This is a genomic window from Burkholderia sp. MSMB1078WGS, assembly GCF_001528895.1.
GTDB lineage: Bacteria > Pseudomonadota > Gammaproteobacteria > Burkholderiales > Burkholderiaceae > Burkholderia.
Window position 1 is genome coordinate 160,759 of the sequence record NZ_LPDI01000100.1, and the last position, 15,210, is coordinate 175,968.

At 68.3% G+C, this 15,210-nt stretch carries 12 protein-coding genes; 6 read left to right on the plus strand and 6 right to left on the minus strand.

Going from position 1 to position 15,210, the window contains the following annotated elements; genetic code table 11:
• Positions 1–14: 14 nt before the first annotated feature.
• From WT24_RS35005 to WT24_RS26405, 3 genes are all read left to right on the plus strand, one after another.
• On the plus strand, positions 15–152 hold the full coding sequence (locus WT24_RS35005; protein WP_179949398.1) for a hypothetical protein: 138 nt from the start codon (positions 15–17) through the stop codon (positions 150–152).
• A 149-nt stretch (positions 153–301) separates the two neighbouring features.
• The gene (locus WT24_RS26400; protein ID WP_060036287.1) at positions 302–715 is read left to right on the plus strand and encodes a DoxX family protein; all 414 of its coding nucleotides are present in this window, start codon (positions 302–304) and stop codon (positions 713–715) included.
• Between the two features lie 147 nt (positions 716–862).
• On the plus strand, positions 863–1,522 hold the full coding sequence (locus WT24_RS26405; RefSeq protein WP_060036288.1) for a ParA family protein: 660 nt from the start codon (positions 863–865) through the stop codon (positions 1,520–1,522).
• A gap of 191 nt (positions 1,523–1,713) precedes the next feature.
• Here the strand turns inward: WT24_RS26405 and panD are convergent, their stop codons facing one another.
• From panD to WT24_RS26425, 4 genes are all read right to left on the minus strand, one after another.
• Positions 1,714–2,100, minus strand: coding sequence for an aspartate 1-decarboxylase (gene panD / locus WT24_RS26410; protein ID WP_059504814.1), 387 nt, complete (start codon positions 2,098–2,100; stop codon positions 1,714–1,716).
• A 45-nt stretch (positions 2,101–2,145) separates the two neighbouring features.
• On the minus strand, positions 2,146–2,985 hold the full coding sequence (panC, locus tag WT24_RS26415) for a pantoate--beta-alanine ligase (protein WP_060036289.1): 840 nt from the start codon (positions 2,983–2,985) through the stop codon (positions 2,146–2,148).
• 261 nt (positions 2,986–3,246) lie between these two features.
• The gene (locus tag WT24_RS26420) at positions 3,247–4,119 is read right to left on the minus strand and encodes a ScpA family protein (RefSeq protein ID WP_012329011.1); all 873 of its coding nucleotides are present in this window, start codon (positions 4,117–4,119) and stop codon (positions 3,247–3,249) included.
• A gap of 4 nt (positions 4,120–4,123) precedes the next feature.
• Positions 4,124–4,312, minus strand: a complete 189-nt coding sequence (locus WT24_RS26425) for a DUF3460 family protein (protein ID WP_009692996.1) — start codon at positions 4,310–4,312, stop codon at positions 4,124–4,126.
• Positions 4,313–4,559: 247 nt separating this feature from the next.
• On the opposite strand from WT24_RS26425, the gene WT24_RS26430 reads away from it, so the two are divergent.
• Together WT24_RS26430 and WT24_RS26435 are read left to right on the plus strand one after the other, a co-directional pair.
• Positions 4,560–6,374: an autotransporter assembly complex family protein gene (locus WT24_RS26430; protein WP_060036290.1), complete on the plus strand. Its 1,815-nt coding sequence runs from the start codon at positions 4,560–4,562 to the stop codon at positions 6,372–6,374.
• A 40-nt stretch (positions 6,375–6,414) separates the two neighbouring features.
• Positions 6,415–10,458, plus strand: a complete 4,044-nt coding sequence (locus WT24_RS26435; protein ID WP_060036309.1) for a translocation/assembly module TamB domain-containing protein — start codon at positions 6,415–6,417, stop codon at positions 10,456–10,458.
• 92 nt (positions 10,459–10,550) lie between these two features.
• Here WT24_RS26435 and metG read toward each other — a convergent pair whose 3' ends face one another.
• Both metG and WT24_RS26445 read right to left on the minus strand, forming a co-directional pair.
• Entirely contained in the window at positions 10,551–12,701 is a 2,151-nt protein-coding gene (metG, locus tag WT24_RS26440; RefSeq protein WP_060036291.1) for a methionine--tRNA ligase, read from the minus strand.
• 403 nt (positions 12,702–13,104) lie between these two features.
• A complete protein-coding gene (locus tag WT24_RS26445; RefSeq protein ID WP_006485420.1) occupies positions 13,105–13,752 on the minus strand; it encodes an OmpA family protein in 648 nt (215 codons plus the stop codon).
• A gap of 351 nt (positions 13,753–14,103) precedes the next feature.
• On the opposite strand from WT24_RS26445, the gene apbC reads away from it, so the two are divergent.
• Positions 14,104–15,195: an iron-sulfur cluster carrier protein ApbC gene (gene apbC, locus WT24_RS26450; protein ID WP_059504822.1), complete on the plus strand. Its 1,092-nt coding sequence runs from the start codon at positions 14,104–14,106 to the stop codon at positions 15,193–15,195.
• Positions 15,196–15,210: the final 15 nt, after the last annotated feature.

The following is a 15,210-nucleotide window of genomic DNA, read 5'->3' on the forward strand; positions in this document are numbered from 1 at the left end:
GAAGGAGGGCGACGATGAAGGTTCGGTGGTGGTGGAGCGTGCTGCTTGCGGCGCTGCTGGGCGCGTCGTCGGCGGCGCATGCGTGCGATTCGTATGCGCCGGGCGGCGGCCAGTCCGGCGGCGATGCAACGCAAGGCAAGAGCGGTTACTGAGCAGGACGGAGGGCATGATCGGTCATGCCCTTTTTTTCGCTTCAATTCGTTCCGAAATGGAATCAATTTAAGCGACATGGCGTGTTTATCGGCCGAATCGATTCGAATAGAGTGCGATCCATTCCCATCCACTCCCGAAGGAAGCCGTCATGAACGCCAACCGCCTGAACGATTTCGCCGCGACGCTGCTGCGCGTCGCCCTCGGCGTGCTGTACCTCGCGCACGTCGCGCAGAAAGTATTCGTCTTCACGCTGCCCGGCACCGCGCAGTTCTTCGCGTCGATCGGCCTGCCGGGCTGGCTCGCGTACCTGACCACGTTCGTCGAACTGGCGGGCGGGCTGGCGCTGCTCGCGGGGTTCCGCGTGCGCATCGCCGCGCTGGTGCTGCTGCCGTTCATGCTCGGCGCGCTCGCCGCGCATCTGCCGAACGGCTGGAGCTTCTCGTCGCCGCACGGCGGCTGGGAATATCCGGCGTTCTGGGCCGTCACGCTGGCCGTGCAGGCCCTGCTGGGCGGCGGCGCGTTCGCGATCGGCGCAGCGGAGGCCGCGGACCAGCCCGCGTAATGTGAACGAACGCGCACGAAAGCGGTTCGCGGTTCGCTGCGACCGGTTCCGGTGACACCCCGTTTGCCGATATCATCGCTCCCTGTATCCGCAATCGAGCGGCGCCTGCCATGCGGCCGGCGCCGCGCGGCTTTTTCGGGGGAATTCATGACGGTCATCGTGGTGGCGAATCCGAAGGGCGGCGTGGGGAAGAGCACGCTGTCCACCAATCTAGCCGGCTATTTCGCGGCACAGGGCGCGTGGGTCGCGCTGGCCGACCTGGACCGGCAGCAGTCCGCGCATGCGTGGCTCGACCTGCGGCCGGCCGGCTTGCCGACGATCGAGGCGTGGAATCTCGATCCGGACGCGCCGTCGAAGCCGCCGCGCGGCCTCGAGTATGCGGTGATCGATACGCCGGCCGGCCTGCACGGCACGCGGCTCAACGTCGCGCTGCAACTGGCCGACAAGGTGATCGTGCCGCTGCAGCCGTCGATGTTCGATATTCTCGCGACCCAGCAGTTTCTGGAGCGCCTCGCGGGCGAGAAGGCCGTGCGCAAGGGCGGCGTCGAGGTCGGGATCGTCGGGATGCGGGTCGACGCCCGCACGCGCTCGTCCGATCAACTGCACCGGTTCGTCGAAGGGCTCGGCCTGCCGGTGCTCGGCTACGTGCGCGACACGCAGAACTACGTGCAGATCGCCGCGCACGGCCTGACGCTGTGGGATGTCGCGAAAAGCCGCGTCGAGAAGGATCTCGAACAGTGGCGGCCGATCGTCGAATGGGCCGAGCGCCGCATGCCGAAGGCCGAGAAGGCCGCGAAAGCGTCCTGACCCGCTCGCGCGCGGGCCGCGCCGCAGACGGCGAGCGCGCGGCGGATTCCGTCAAACGGACAAAGGGCCTGATCCGGCATCGCGCCGAATCAGGCCCTCCGTACGTATGTGGCGGCTCGGTGTTGGCCGCCGGGCGCCCGCCGCATCGCGGCGACACCCGGCGTGTCACGACACGCCGGCGGCCGCGCGGATCAGCTCCAGCTCTGCGTCGGCACGTGGTCCCGATGGCCCTTGATCCGGTTGCCGTCGTCGATGAACACGAGCTTCGGCTTCCAGCCGGCCTGCAGTTCGGCTTCGTCGACCATCGCGAACGCCGCGATGATCACGAGGTCGCCGAGTTGCGCGCGGCGCGCGGCCGAGCCGTTCAGCGAGATCATCCCGCTGCCGCGCTCGCCCTTGATCGCGTACGTCGAGAAGCGTTCGCCGTTGTTGATGTTCCAGATGTCGATCCGTTCGTTTTCGATCAGGCCCGCCGCTTCGAGCAGGTCTTCGTCGATCGCGCACGAACCTTCGTAATGCAGTTCGCAGTGCGTGACCGCCGCACGGTGGATCTTCGATTTGAGCATGTGGCGCTGCATGGTGTCTCCGGTGAGGCGTCGTGAGAGGCGCGGGCGGGCCGCCCGTCAGATTTCCAGGTTGTCGATGAGGCGCGTCGCGCCGAGCTTCGCGGCCGCGAGCACGACGAGCGGCTCGCCGGCTTCGAGTTCGGCGGCGCTCGGTGCGATCAGGTTCGCGCGGCGGCGGATCGCGATGTAGTCGGGCAGCCAGCCGCGTTCGGCCAGGTGCGTGTGCGCGTGCCGCTCGAGCTTGCCGAGATCGCGTTCGCCGCCGAGCACGCTGTCGCGCACGCGCTGCAGCGTTTTCGCCAGTTCGGGCGCTTCCTTGCGCTCGTCGGTCGTCAGGTAGCGGTTGCGCGACGACAGCGCAAGGCCGTCCTCGTCGCGCACGGTTTCGGCCGCAATGATGTCGACCGGCAGCGCGAGCTGCTGGCACATCCGGCGCACGATCATCAACTGCTGGTAGTCCTTCTTGCCGAACACGGCGACGCGCGGCTGCACGCAGGACATCAGCTTCGTGACCACCGTGCACACGCCGGCGAAGAAGCCCGGACGGAATTCGCCTTCGAGAATCCCGCCGAGATCGTCCGGCGGCAACACGCGGTATTCCTGCGGCTCGGGGTACATGTCGCGCTCGGTCGGCGCGAACAGCACGTACACGTTTTCCTGCTGCAGCTTCTCGATATCGTCCTGGAGCGTGCGCGGATACTTGTCGAAATCCTCGTTCGGGCCGAATTGCAGCCGGTTGACGAAGATGCTCGCCACGACCGGGTCGCCGTGCTGGCGCGCGAGACGCATCAGCGACAGGTGCCCTTCGTGCAGGTTGCCCATCGTCGGCACGAACGCCGTGCGGTTCTGTCCGCGCAGCTGGTCGCGCAGTTCCTGGATCGAGCTGATGACTTTCATGATCGGGTAACGGGTTCCTCGCGCAGGCGCGCGTTGACGCCGCGGCAGCGGCGTCGGGGTCGAAGCGGAGAACGCCGGCGCGCGGGCGGCGCATCGGGCGTCGGCGGATTGTAGAGGATTTGGCCGCGGCACGCACCGATAAAAGAACGATCGTTCACTTTTTATCGGGGCGTGCCGACCATCCGCCGGATGGTCGTCCGCCGCGGCGCAGCGGCGAGCGTCGGAACGAACCGGGAACGGGAAGCGGCGGGGGGGCGGCCCTTACGCAGGCAGGTACGCGAGGCGCACGTAGATCGGCGCGAACGGCTCGGCCTGCGTGATCTCGAGCAGCGATTCGCGCGCGAGTTCGAGCATCGCGATGAAGTTCACGACGACGACCGGCACGCCGCGCGACGTGTCGAACAGGTCGGCAAACTCCATGAAGCGCGCGTTCTGCAGCCGGCGCAGGATCAGGCTCATGTGTTCGCGCACCGACAACTCCTCGCGGGAGATCTTGTGATGCTGGACGAGCTTCGCGCGCTTGAGCACGTCCGCCCACGCGGCGCGCAGATCGTCCGAATTCACGTCGGGAAAGCGCGGCGTGACGCTTTGCTCGATATATACCTCGGCGCGCAGGAAATCGCGGCCGAGTTGCGGCAACTGGTCGAGCCGCTGCGCGGCGAGCTTCATCTGCTCGTACTCAAGCAGCCGGCGCACGAGTTCGGCGCGCGGATCCTCGGCTTCCTCGCCGGTGTCGGCCTTCTTGACCGGCAGCAGCATCCGCGACTTGATTTCGATCAGCATCGCGGCCATCAGCAGGTATTCGGCCGCCAGCTCGAGATTCGACGTGCGGATCTGGTCGACGTAGCCCAGATACTGCGCGGTGACCTGCGCCATCGGGATGTCGAGCACGTTGAAGTTCTGCTTGCGGATCAGGTACAGCAGCAGGTCGAGCGGGCCTTCGAACGTCTCGAGGAACACTTCGAGCGCGTCGGGCGGGATGTAGAGATCCTGCGGCAGCTTGAAGAGCGGCTCGCCGTACAGGCGAGCGAAGGCCGCGACACCGTCGACCGTGTCGGGCGTCGAATCGGCGCCCGCGGGCGCGGCGATCGCGTCGTCCTGCCGGGCGGCGCTGGCCTCGTCGGCGGCGCTCACGTCGTCAGAAGTTCTGGTAGTAGACGTACGGCGTTTGCTTCACGCGCGATTCCTGCTGCTCGGCGCGCTCGTCGAGATCGATCGGCTGCTTGTCCCACAACAGGGAACGGCCCTTGCGTTGCTCTTCCTCGAGCGTCGGCTTCTGCTGCTTGAGCTGGTTCAGGAACTGCGTGACGTCGGACTGGTACGGCATGGCTGGATCTTCCGTTTCGGGCGGCGCACGATGCGCCGGATTCGCGATGGCGGGATTTTACCGCATCGCGGGGAACAGCCGGCGCCAATCGCGCGTCGAAACCGCGGGCGGTGCCGGCGGGCATTGGGCGGCGGCCCTGTCGGGCGCTGGCATTCTTTCACAATCGTTTGGCTGCGACGCCCGCGCCCTGTGGTCAAATACAGGGTTTTCCACGAAACCGTAACGATCCAGGACGGCGAGGTCATATTTGGCGGGGCAGTCGAACCAGCAAGCACACACGGCGCATGACGCGGGCCCGCGCGCGGCACGCGATCGCGCCGGCGCCGCGGCCCGCGTCGCGCGGGCGGCCCTCGCGGGTTGCCTGGCCGCGTGCTTCGCGCTGCCGGCCCACGCGAAGTACGACGTCGACATCGACGCGCCGCGCTCGATCCGCAAGCTCCTCAAGACCCATCTCGATATCGCCCGCTTCGCCAAGCGCGACGACATCAGCGACGACCAGTTCGACTTCCTCGTGACCGCCACGCCGCAGCAGGTGCGCGACCTGGCCGCGACGGCCGGCTATTTCTCGCCGGTCGTGCGTACCGACGTGCGCACCCGCGACGGCAAGCGCGACGTGCGCATCGCGGTCGACCCGGGGAAGCAGACCGTCGTGTCGACGGTCGACCTGGCGTTCAAGGGGCCCGTCGAAACGGAGGATCCGGCGCAGGAGACGGCCACCCGTTTCGCGTTCTCGATGAAGCCGGGCGACCCGTTCACGCAGTCCGACTGGGACGACGCGAAGAGTGCGGCGCTCCGGCAGTTGCAGGCGCGCCGCTATCTCGGCGCGAAGATCGCGTCGTCCGAGGCGCGCATCGATCCGCGCACGCGGCGCGCGACGCTCGCGGTCACGTTCGACAGCGGCCCGACGTTCACGATCGGCAAGGTCGACGTCGACGGCGTGCGCCGTTATCCGGAAAAGATCGTCACGAACGTCAATCCGCTGTCGGAAGGCGAGATCTACGACGTGCGGCGGATCAACGAATTGCAGCGGCAGTTGCAGAACACGCCGTACTACGCGAGCGTCGCGATCGACGTCGGCGACGATACGTCGAAGCCCGAGCGCACGCCCGTGCACGTGAAGGTCAGCGAGTTCCCGTACAACAACATCCGCGGCGGCGTCGGCTTCGCCACCGATACGGGGCCGCACGTGCAAGGCTCCTATACGTATCTCGACACCTTCGGCGCCGCGTGGCCGCTGACCGTGTCGGGCCGGCTCGACCAGATTCAGCAGTACGGGCAGGTCCAGCTGTCGATGCCGCCGGGCGAGAAGGGCTGGACCAACAGCGTGCTCGCGTCGTACACGAACACCAACGTGTCCGACACGCGTATCTACAGCGCGCGGGTCGGCGTGCAGCGCACGCGCACCGGCCAGTTCATCGACTATTCGTATTCGCTGATGTATTACCAGGACCGGCTCGACCAGAACGGCGCGGGGCCGACCACGAGCCGCGCGCTCGTGCCGCAATGGGCGTGGACCCGCCGCAACGTCGACGATCCGCTGTTTCCGCGCTCGGGCAACCTGATTCACGCGGAGGCCGGCTTCGCGGTCAAGGGCGCGCTGGCCGACGAAACCTTCATCCGCGGCTACGCGCGCGGGCAGCAGTACCTGCCGATCGGCAAGCGCGACCTGTTCGTGTTCCGGGCGGAGCTCGGCGGCGTGTTTACCAGCGGCAGCTCGACCGGCGTGCCGGCGTCGCTGCTGTTCCGCGCCGGCGGCTCGAATTCGGTGCGCGGCTACGGCTACCAGAGCATCGGCAACAGCGTCGACGGCTCCGTTCTGCCGACCAAGTACCTGGTGACGGGCACGGCCGAATACCAGCACTGGTTCAACCGCGACTGGGGCGCCGCGACGTTCTTCGACATCGGCACCGCGACCGATGCGTGGGGCGAGCGCGTGTTTTACCCGGGCGTGGGCGTCGGTGCGCGCTGGCGCAGCCCGGTCGGCCCGATCAACGTCGACGTCGCGTACGGGTTGCGCAACCACAGCGTGCGCCCGTATTTGACGCTCGGCATCGCTTTCTGAACCCGCCGTCCTATTGACGACGACCCGCACGACGAACCGCATGACGAAGGACCCGAACGACACGCCGCCGCCTCACGATCCGGATTCGCCCGACGGCGCGCCCGACACGCCGCCGCGCGCGCCGCGCCGCGGCCGCGCGTGGCGTGTCGTCGCGTGGACGCTCGCGACGGTCGTGTTGCTCGTCGTGCTGGCGGCGGGGCTCGTGCTGGGCGCGGTGACGACCGAACGCGGGACGCGGCTCGCGTGGCAGGCGGCCGGCAAGGTGCTCGGCGCGCGGCTCGCGGGCACGCTCGAAGGGGGCTCGCTCGCGACCGGCGTGCGCCTGCGCGGGTTCGCGTGGACCAGCCCCGACGGCACCGGCACCGAGGTTCGCATCGACCGGCTCGATGGCCGCTGGGCACTGACGCGCGCGCCGTGGCGGCTGTCCGTCGCGTATCTGCGCGCCGGCACGATCGACGTGCGGATCGCGCCGGGGCCGTCGACGCCGAGTACGATGCCGCAGGACCTGAGCCTGCCGCTGCAGGTGCGGATCGACGACCTGCGCGTCGATCGCCTCGCCATTCACGAAGGCGGTTCGACGACGCAGCTCGACCATCTCGCGCTGAACGGCCGCAGCGACGGCCGTCATCATGAACTCGTGCTCGACGGCGTCGACACGCCGTACGGCGCGCTGACCGCGCGTGCGAAGCTCGACGGCGTGAAGCCGTTCGCGCTGACGGGCGAAGCCACCTATGCAGGCAAGCTGTCCGACGAAGCGGTCGACGCGCGGGCCCGCGTGTCGGGCTCGCTCGAGGCGCTCGTCGCCGAGGTCGATGCGAGCGGGATGAAGCTGAACGGGCGCGCGCACGTCGAGGCCGCGCCGTTCGGCGCCGTGCCGCTCACGCGCGCGACGCTCGCGTTCGATCACGTAAACCCGCAGGCGCTTTCGCCCGGCGCCCCGGCGGCCGATCTCGCGGTGCGCGCGGAACTCGCACCGGTGACCGCGCCAGCAGGTTCGTCTCCGGCGAAAGGGTTCGCGGTGACGGGCCCGGTGTCGATCGTCAATGCGAAGCCAGGCACGCTCGGCGATCATCTGCTGCCGCTGATCGACGCGCATGCGACCGTGCATCTCGACGCGCACGCGCAACGGATCGACGGCCTCGCGCTGAAGCTGATCCGCGACGGCAGCGTGACGGGCGGCGGCACGCTCGCGGGCGGCAAGGGCCGCTTCGACATGAAGGTCGCGAACCTCGACCTGAACGCGTTCGTCGCCGAACTGCGACCGATGCGCCTCGGCGGCCCGCTTGGCGTCACGCTTGCGGGCGATGCGACGACCGTCGATTTCGACCTGAACGACCCGAAGCTCGCGCTCGGCGCGCGCGCCAAGGTCGCGCTGACGCAGAAGCAGACCGTGCTGACCGACACGCGCGTGACTGCGGCCAAGGGGCGCATCGACCTGACCGGCGTATTCCGCCACGACGCGCATTCGAGCTACGACGCGAAGGCGACGCTCACCGCCTTCGATCCGCTGCTGCTCGCCGCGACGGGCGCACCGAAGGCGGGCGGCGGCAAGGCGCCGGCGAAGGCCGCCAAGGCGCCGGCCAAGCGCGGCGAGACGCGCGTGTCGGGCACGTTGACGGCGTCGGGCGCATTCGCGCCGCAGGTCTCGACGAAGGCGACCTTCAAGCTCGCCGACAGCCTGTACGACGGCGTGCCGCTGACCGGCGCCGGCGTCGTGCAGCTCGCCGGCTCGCGGATCCTGCCGAGCAACGCGACCCTGTCGATCGCCGGCAACCACGTCGACCTGCGCGGCAGCTTCGGCGCGCCCGGCGACCGGCTGCGCTTCGTCGTCGACGCGCCGCAGCTCGACCGGCTCGGCTTCGGCGTCGAAGGGCTCGTGCAGGCGCAGGGCGACCTGACCGGCAGTTTCGCGCATCCGAACGTGACGGCCACCTACAAGGCCGAGCACGTCGTCGTCGGTTCGAACCGGATCGGTACCGCGCAGGGCCGCGCGGACATCCGCGACGGCGCACACGGCGCACTCGTGTTCACGGCCGACGCGGCCGACATCGCGCTCGGCTCGTTCAAGCTGAAGTCGTTGCGCGCGAACCTCGACGGCACGCGCGCGAAGCACACGCTCGACGCAGCGGCGCTCGGGGTGGCCGGCGGCCGCGTGATCGACCTGACGCTCGCGGCGAACGGCGGCGTGGTCGAGAACCGCGACGGCATGCGCTGGGACGGCACCGTCACGCGTCTCGCGAATCGCGGCACGCCGGCGCTCGCGCTGCAGGCGCCGCTGACGATCTCGGCCGGCGCCGGGCGCGTGACGCTCGGCGCGACGCGGCTCACGCTCGAAGGCGCGGCGATCGACCTGAAATCGTTCGTGTTCGATCGCGGCCAGATGCGCTCGGCGGGCGCCGTGACCGGTGCGTCGGTCGCGCGTTTCCTCGAGGTTCGCCAGGCGCTGACCGGCCAGCGGCCGCCGGTGCGGACCGACGTCGTGCTCGATGCCGACTGGGACTTCTCGCTCGGCGCGAACGCGACGGGGTACGTGCAGGCGAAGCGCCGCGGCGGCGACGTGACGATCGAGACCGGGCGCGGCATCGCGTCGCTCGGCCTGACCGATCTGTCCGCACGCGCGAGCTTCGCGTCCGGCAACCGGCTCAACGTGACGGCGCTCGCGAAGGCGAGCCGGATCGGCACGCTCGACGCGAACGTCGCGGTGCCGTTCGCGCTGCGCGACGGCGTGTTCGGCATCGTCGACGACGGTCCGCTGTCGGGCCGCATCGACGCCGACATCCCCGCGCTGAAGACCACCGGCAACCTGTTCGGGCCGAGCTACCTGCTCGGCGGGCGCGCGGCGCTGAAGCTGACGGTCTCCGGCACGCCGGTGAAACCGAACCTGTCGGGGACGCTGACGGGCGACGACCTTTCCGCGACGCTCATCGACCAGGGCGTGCAGCTGAAGGACGGCATCGTGCGCGTGAAGCTGTCGGACAACCTCGTCGAATTCCAGCAGGTCGAATTTCACGGTGGCGACGGCACGCTGCGCGCGCTCGGCCGCGTGCGCCTCGACGGCGAGGCGCCCGACCTGACCGCCAGCATCGTCGCGGACAAGCTCGAACTGTTCGCGGCGCCGGACCGCAAGCTGTCGCTGTCGGGCAAGGCCACCGTCGCGAACGACGGGCCGCGCGGCGCGCTGTCGATCGACGGCAAGTTCGTGGTCGACCGCGCGCTGTTCGACCTGCCCGAGCAATCGGCGCCGCACCTGTCCGACGACGTCGTGATCGTGCAGCCGGACGGCACGGTGCGCGGCGAGACGCCGACCGGCACCGCGGCCGCGAAGCCGAAGCCGGTCGAAAACAAGCCGGCGCCGTCGCTGGCGCCGCGCGCGAACATCGACGTCGGTCTCGGCAACAACTTCCGCTTCAAGGGCCACGGCGCGGATCTCGGGCTGCGCGGCACGATCACCGTGATGAGCGCGCCGGGCGTGCCGCTGCGAGCGGTCGGCAACGTGCGCGTGACCGAAGGCTCGACGTACACGACGTTCGGCCGCAAGCTCGCGGTCGAGAACGGCTTCTTCACGTTCAACGGCCCCGTGTCGAACCCGGGCGTCAACATCCTCGCGATGCGGCGCAACCAGGAGGTCGAGGCCGGCGTGCAGGTGACGGGCACGATCCAGTCGCCGACGGCCAAGCTGGTGTCGGAGCCGAACGTCACGGACAACGAAAAGCTGTCGTGGCTGCTGTTCGGGCACGGCACCGATCAGGGCAACAACGTCGGCCAGCAGGGGGCGATGACGGCCGCGCTCGGGCTGCTTGGCAGCGTGACCGGCAAGCGCGTCGCGCAGACCTTCGGACTCGACGAGGTGTCGGTCGGCCGCAGTGAAGTCGGCCTCACCGATCCGCAGGTCGTGCTGGTGTCGAAGGCGATCAACGAGCGGTTCGTGCTCGGCTTCGAGCAGGGGCTGCAATCGGCGAGCAACGCGTTCAAGGCGACGATCAACCTGACGCGCTTCTGGTCGGTGTCCGCGTACGGCGGCACGTTCCAGGGCGTCGATCTGAACTACACGCGGCGCTTCGATCGCTGGTTCGGGCAGCGCTGAGCGCGGGCGCGGCGTAGCGGGCGGCAATGAAAAAGCCCCGCACGATTCGACATCGTGCGGGGCTTTTTTGCGCAGGCAGCAGCGCGTTCGGCTTACTTCACGCGCATGCCGGGCTTCGCGCCGCTGTGCGGCTCGAGGATGTAGAGGCCCGGTTCCGCCTTTTCGTCGGCGGCCGACGCGGCGAGCACCATCCCTTCGGACAGGCCGAACTTCATCTTGCGCGGCGCGAGGTTCGCGACCATCACCGTCAGCTTGCCGACGAGCTGCTCCGGCTGGTACGCGGACTTGATGCCCGAGAACACGTTGCGGGTCTTTTCCTCGCCGACGTCGAGCGTGAGCTGCAGCAGCTTGTCCGAGCCTTCGACGGCCTGGCACGCGACGATCTTCGCGATGCGCAGGTCGATCTTCGCGAAATCGTCGATCGAGATCGGCGCGTCGTCGGTGCCGTTCGCGGCGGCCGGCTTCTCGTTGGCATTGCGCTTCGCATTCTTCGCGGCGTTCGCGCTCGCGGCGGCTGCACCCGTCGCTTCGGCCTGCAGCGAATCGCGGTTCGCGGCGAGCAGCGCTTCGATCTGCTTCGCATCGACGCGCGTCATCAGGTGCTGGTACGCCTTGATCGGCTGCGCCGACGACAGCGGCTTCGCGGCATCGGCCCACACGAGCGGCGGGATCCCGAAGAACGCCTCGACCGCTTCGGCGACGCGCGGGATCACCGGCTTCAGCGCGAGCGACAGCAGGCGGAAGGCTTCGAGGCTCACGCTGCAGGTTTCGTGCAGCGCGACCGCGTTGGCCGGATCCTTTGCGAGATCCCATGGCTTCGCGCCATCGACGTACGCGTTCACTTCGTCCGCGAGCTCCATCGTGTGGCGCAGCGCGCGGCCGTATTCGCGTGCTTCGTAGTTCGCGGCGATCTGCGCAATCGCATCGCGCAGCTTCGCGACGAGCGGATGATTCATCGCGCTGTCCTGCACGCGGCCGTCGAAACGCTTGATCAGGAAGCCTGCCGCGCGACTCGCGATGTTCACGTACTTGCCGACGAGATCGCTGTTCACGCGCGCCTGGAAGTCGTCGAGGTTCAGGTCGATGTCTTCCATCGTCGCGTTCAGCTTCGCGGCGAAGTAGTAGCGCAGCCACTCGGGGTTCAGGCCCGTGTCGATGTAGCTCCGCGCGGTGATGAACGTGCCGCGCGATTTCGACATCTTCGCGCCGTCGACCGTCAGGAAGCCGTGCGCGAACACGTTGGTCGGCGTGCGGTGGCCCGAGAACTCGAGCATCGCCGGCCAGAACAGCGTGTGGAAGTACAGGATGTCCTTGCCGATGAAGTGATACTGCTCGGCCTTCGAGCCCGGGCGGATCCACGCATCGAAATCGATGCCGTTGCGGTCGCACAGATTCTTGAAGCTCGCGTAGTAGCCGACCGGCGCGTCGAGCCACACGTAGAAATACTTGCCGGGCGCGCCGGGGATCTCGAAGCCGAAGTACGGCGCGTCGCGCGAGATGTCCCAGTCGGCGAGCTTGGCTTCGCCGGCATCGCCGAGCCATTCGCGCATCTTGTTGGTCGCTTCGGGCTGCGCGAGGCCGCTCACCCATTCGCGCAGGAACGATTCGCAACGCGGGTCGGACAGGCGGAAGAAGTAGTGCTTCGAGGTCTTGCGCACCGGCGTCGCGCCCGACACGACCGAATACGGGTTCAGCAGTTCGGTCGGCAGGTAGGTCGAGCCGCACACCTCGCAGCTGTCGCCGTACTGGTCCTTCGCGTGGCACTTCGGGCACTCGCCCTTGATGAAGCGGTCCGGCAGGAACATTTCCTTGACCGGATCGTACGCTTGCTCGATTTCGCGTTCGGCGATCAGGCCGGCTTCCTGCAGCGCCAGATAGATCTTCTCGCTCAGCACGCGGTTCTCGTCCGAATCGGTCGAGTAGAAGTTGTCGAACGACACGCCGAAGCTGTCGAAGTCGCGCTTGTGCTCGGTCCACACGCGGTCGATCAGCTGCTTCGGCGTCAGGCCTTCCTGCTCCGCGCGCAGCATGATCGGCGTGCCGTGCGTATCGTCGGCGCCGATGTAGTAGACCTCGTGGCCATGCATTCGCAGCGCCCGCACCCAGATGTCGGTCTGGATGTACTCGACCAGGTGGCCGATGTGGATCTGCCCGTTGGCATAGGGCAGTGCGGACGTAACGAGGATCTGGCGGCCGCCTTGCGGCGCCGCAGCCTGCACGGAAGTGAGGTCGGATGCGGACATAGGGTCTGGAGAAGAACAGCGGGAAAAACGACGGGAAACCGCGATTCTAGCAGGGGCACGGGCCGGCGCGGCGGGCACGCGCCGCGGACCGGGCGGCGGAAGGGGCGGCGGAAGGGGCGGCGGAAGGGGCGCGGCCGCGCATGCGGCGCGCCCGACAGCGTCGTGCTGCATTGCAGCATGAATTTCGCGGGCAAAAAAAACCGGGGCGGATACGGCCCCGGAGCAACAACGACAAGAGGAGAATGGTGACGCGCCGGCAACACCAGCCGCGTACCGTAAATACTGACCACGGCCTGCGACAGAAGTTCGAAAAATTTTTCGATTTGTTACCGGCCCCGCCGAAAGCCTTGTGAGGCGGGGCTGTGCGGGCAGGGCGCCCGCCCGTTTCCTCTCGTGGTCGCGCTTACTGATGCTGTTGCGGCGCGCGCAGGTAGATCTCGACGCGGCGGTTTTGTGCGCGGCCGGCTTCGGTCGCGTTGTCCGCGATCGGGTTCGATGCGCCCATGCCTTGCGCCGACAGACGGCCGCCGTTCACGCCGCGCTGCACGAGCGCGTTCACGACGCTTTGCGCGCGGTTCTGCGACAGCGTCTGGTTCAGCTGCGCCGAGCCCGTGCTGTCCGTGTAGCCGACGATCGACGCCGTCACTTGCGGGTTCTGGTTCAGCGTCGTCGCCAGGTCGTTCAGCAGCGGCGTGAACGCCGGCGTGATCGCGTACTGGTTCGTCGCGAACGTGACCGAGCTCGGCACGTTCAGCTTCAGCGAGCCGTCCGGCTGTTCGGTGACCTGCGTACCCGTCTGCGCTGCCGACGGCGCGAGCTTGTTCTTGATCGCTTGCCAGTTGTAACCCGTCACGCCGCCGACCAGTGCACCGACGCCCGCGCCGATCGCCGCGCCCTTGCCGCCGCCGGCCAGTGCGCCGATCCCTGCGCCCAGCGCCGCACCCGTGCCGGTGCCGACGGCCGTATTGTTGCCCTGCTGCGTGGCGCAGCCTGCCAGCAGCGCGCCGGCGAGTGCGAAGACGGACAGGCGAGTCGCGATTTTCATGTTCATGTTGGATTCCTCTCTTGGTTGAACGAGTCGACAACGACGACAAACAACAGCTACGGCTCCCTGCGCGGGCCCGCCGAAAAAGGAAGGCCGGCCTGCGCTCGCGGCAGCCGCCGAGGCGGTCGCATGCCCTGTCCGTCAGCGTGGCTGTTCGGACAGTGCGACGCGTCAGCCTCTACAATATAGGCGTAAGCGGCCGATTTGGCCCTATAGCGTGCCGCACGCGAAGAGTGCGCCGGGTCGCGCGTTCGCGCAATGGCGTGCAACAGATTCTTTCACTTTTCCCGATTTTCGCAGCGTAATTTGATATTTTTTGACGTTTGCGCGCGCGAAAAACGTTTTCACGGAGTTTCGATGAGCATTGACCGGGCACAAGTCGACGCCGCACTGGCGGCAGTCGTCGATCCCAATACCGGCCGCCCGTACGCGGCGAACAAGGGCGTGCGCAACGTCGCGATCGACGGCGATGTCGTGGCGCTCGACGTGGTGCTCGGTTATCCGGCGCGCAGCCAGCACGACGACGTGCGCGCGCGCGTCGCCGCGGCGCTGCAGGCCGTGCCGGGCGTGCGCGACGCGCGCGTCGCCGTGTCGCAGGAGATCGTCGCGCATACGGTGCAGCGCGGCGTGAAGTTGTTGCCGAACGTGAAGAACATCGTCGCGGTCGCGTCGGGCAAGGGCGGCGTCGGCAAGAGCACGACGGCCGTGAACCTCGCGCTCGCGCTCGCCGCGGAAGGCGCGGCGGTCGGCATCCTCGACGCCGACATCTACGGCCCGTCGCTGCCGACGATGCTCGGCATCCACGGCCAGCGCCCCGAGTCGCCGGACAACCAGTCGATGAACCCGCTCGTCGGCCATGGGCTGCAGGCGAACTCGATCGGCTTCCTGATCGAGGAAGACAACCCGATGGTGTGGCGCGGCCCGATGGCGACGTCCGCACTCGAGCAACTGCTGCGCCAGACCAACTGGCGCGAGCTCGACTACCTGATCGTCGACATGCCGCCCGGTACGGGCGACATCCAGCTCACGCTCGCGCAGCGCGTGCCCGTCACCGGCGCGGTGATCGTCACCACGCCGCAGGACATCGCGCTGCTCGACGCGAAGAAAGGGCTGAAGATGTTCGAGAAGGTCGGGATTCCGATCCTCGGCATCGTCGAGAACATGAGCATCCACATCTGCTCGAACTGCGGCCACGAGGAGCACATCTTCGGCGCGGGCGGCGCGGAGCGGATGGCGAAGGATTACGGCGTGAACGTGCTCGGCAGCCTGCCGCTCGACATCGCGATTCGCGAGCGCGCCGACAGCGGCGCGCCGACGGTTGCGGCCGAGCCGGACGGCGCGCTGGCGCGGCGCTACCGCGATATCGCGCGCGGCGTCGCGCTGGCGATCGCCGAGCGATCGCGCGACATGACGTCGAAGTTCCCGTCGATCGTTGTTCAAAATACGTAAAACCCTTGCGGGGCG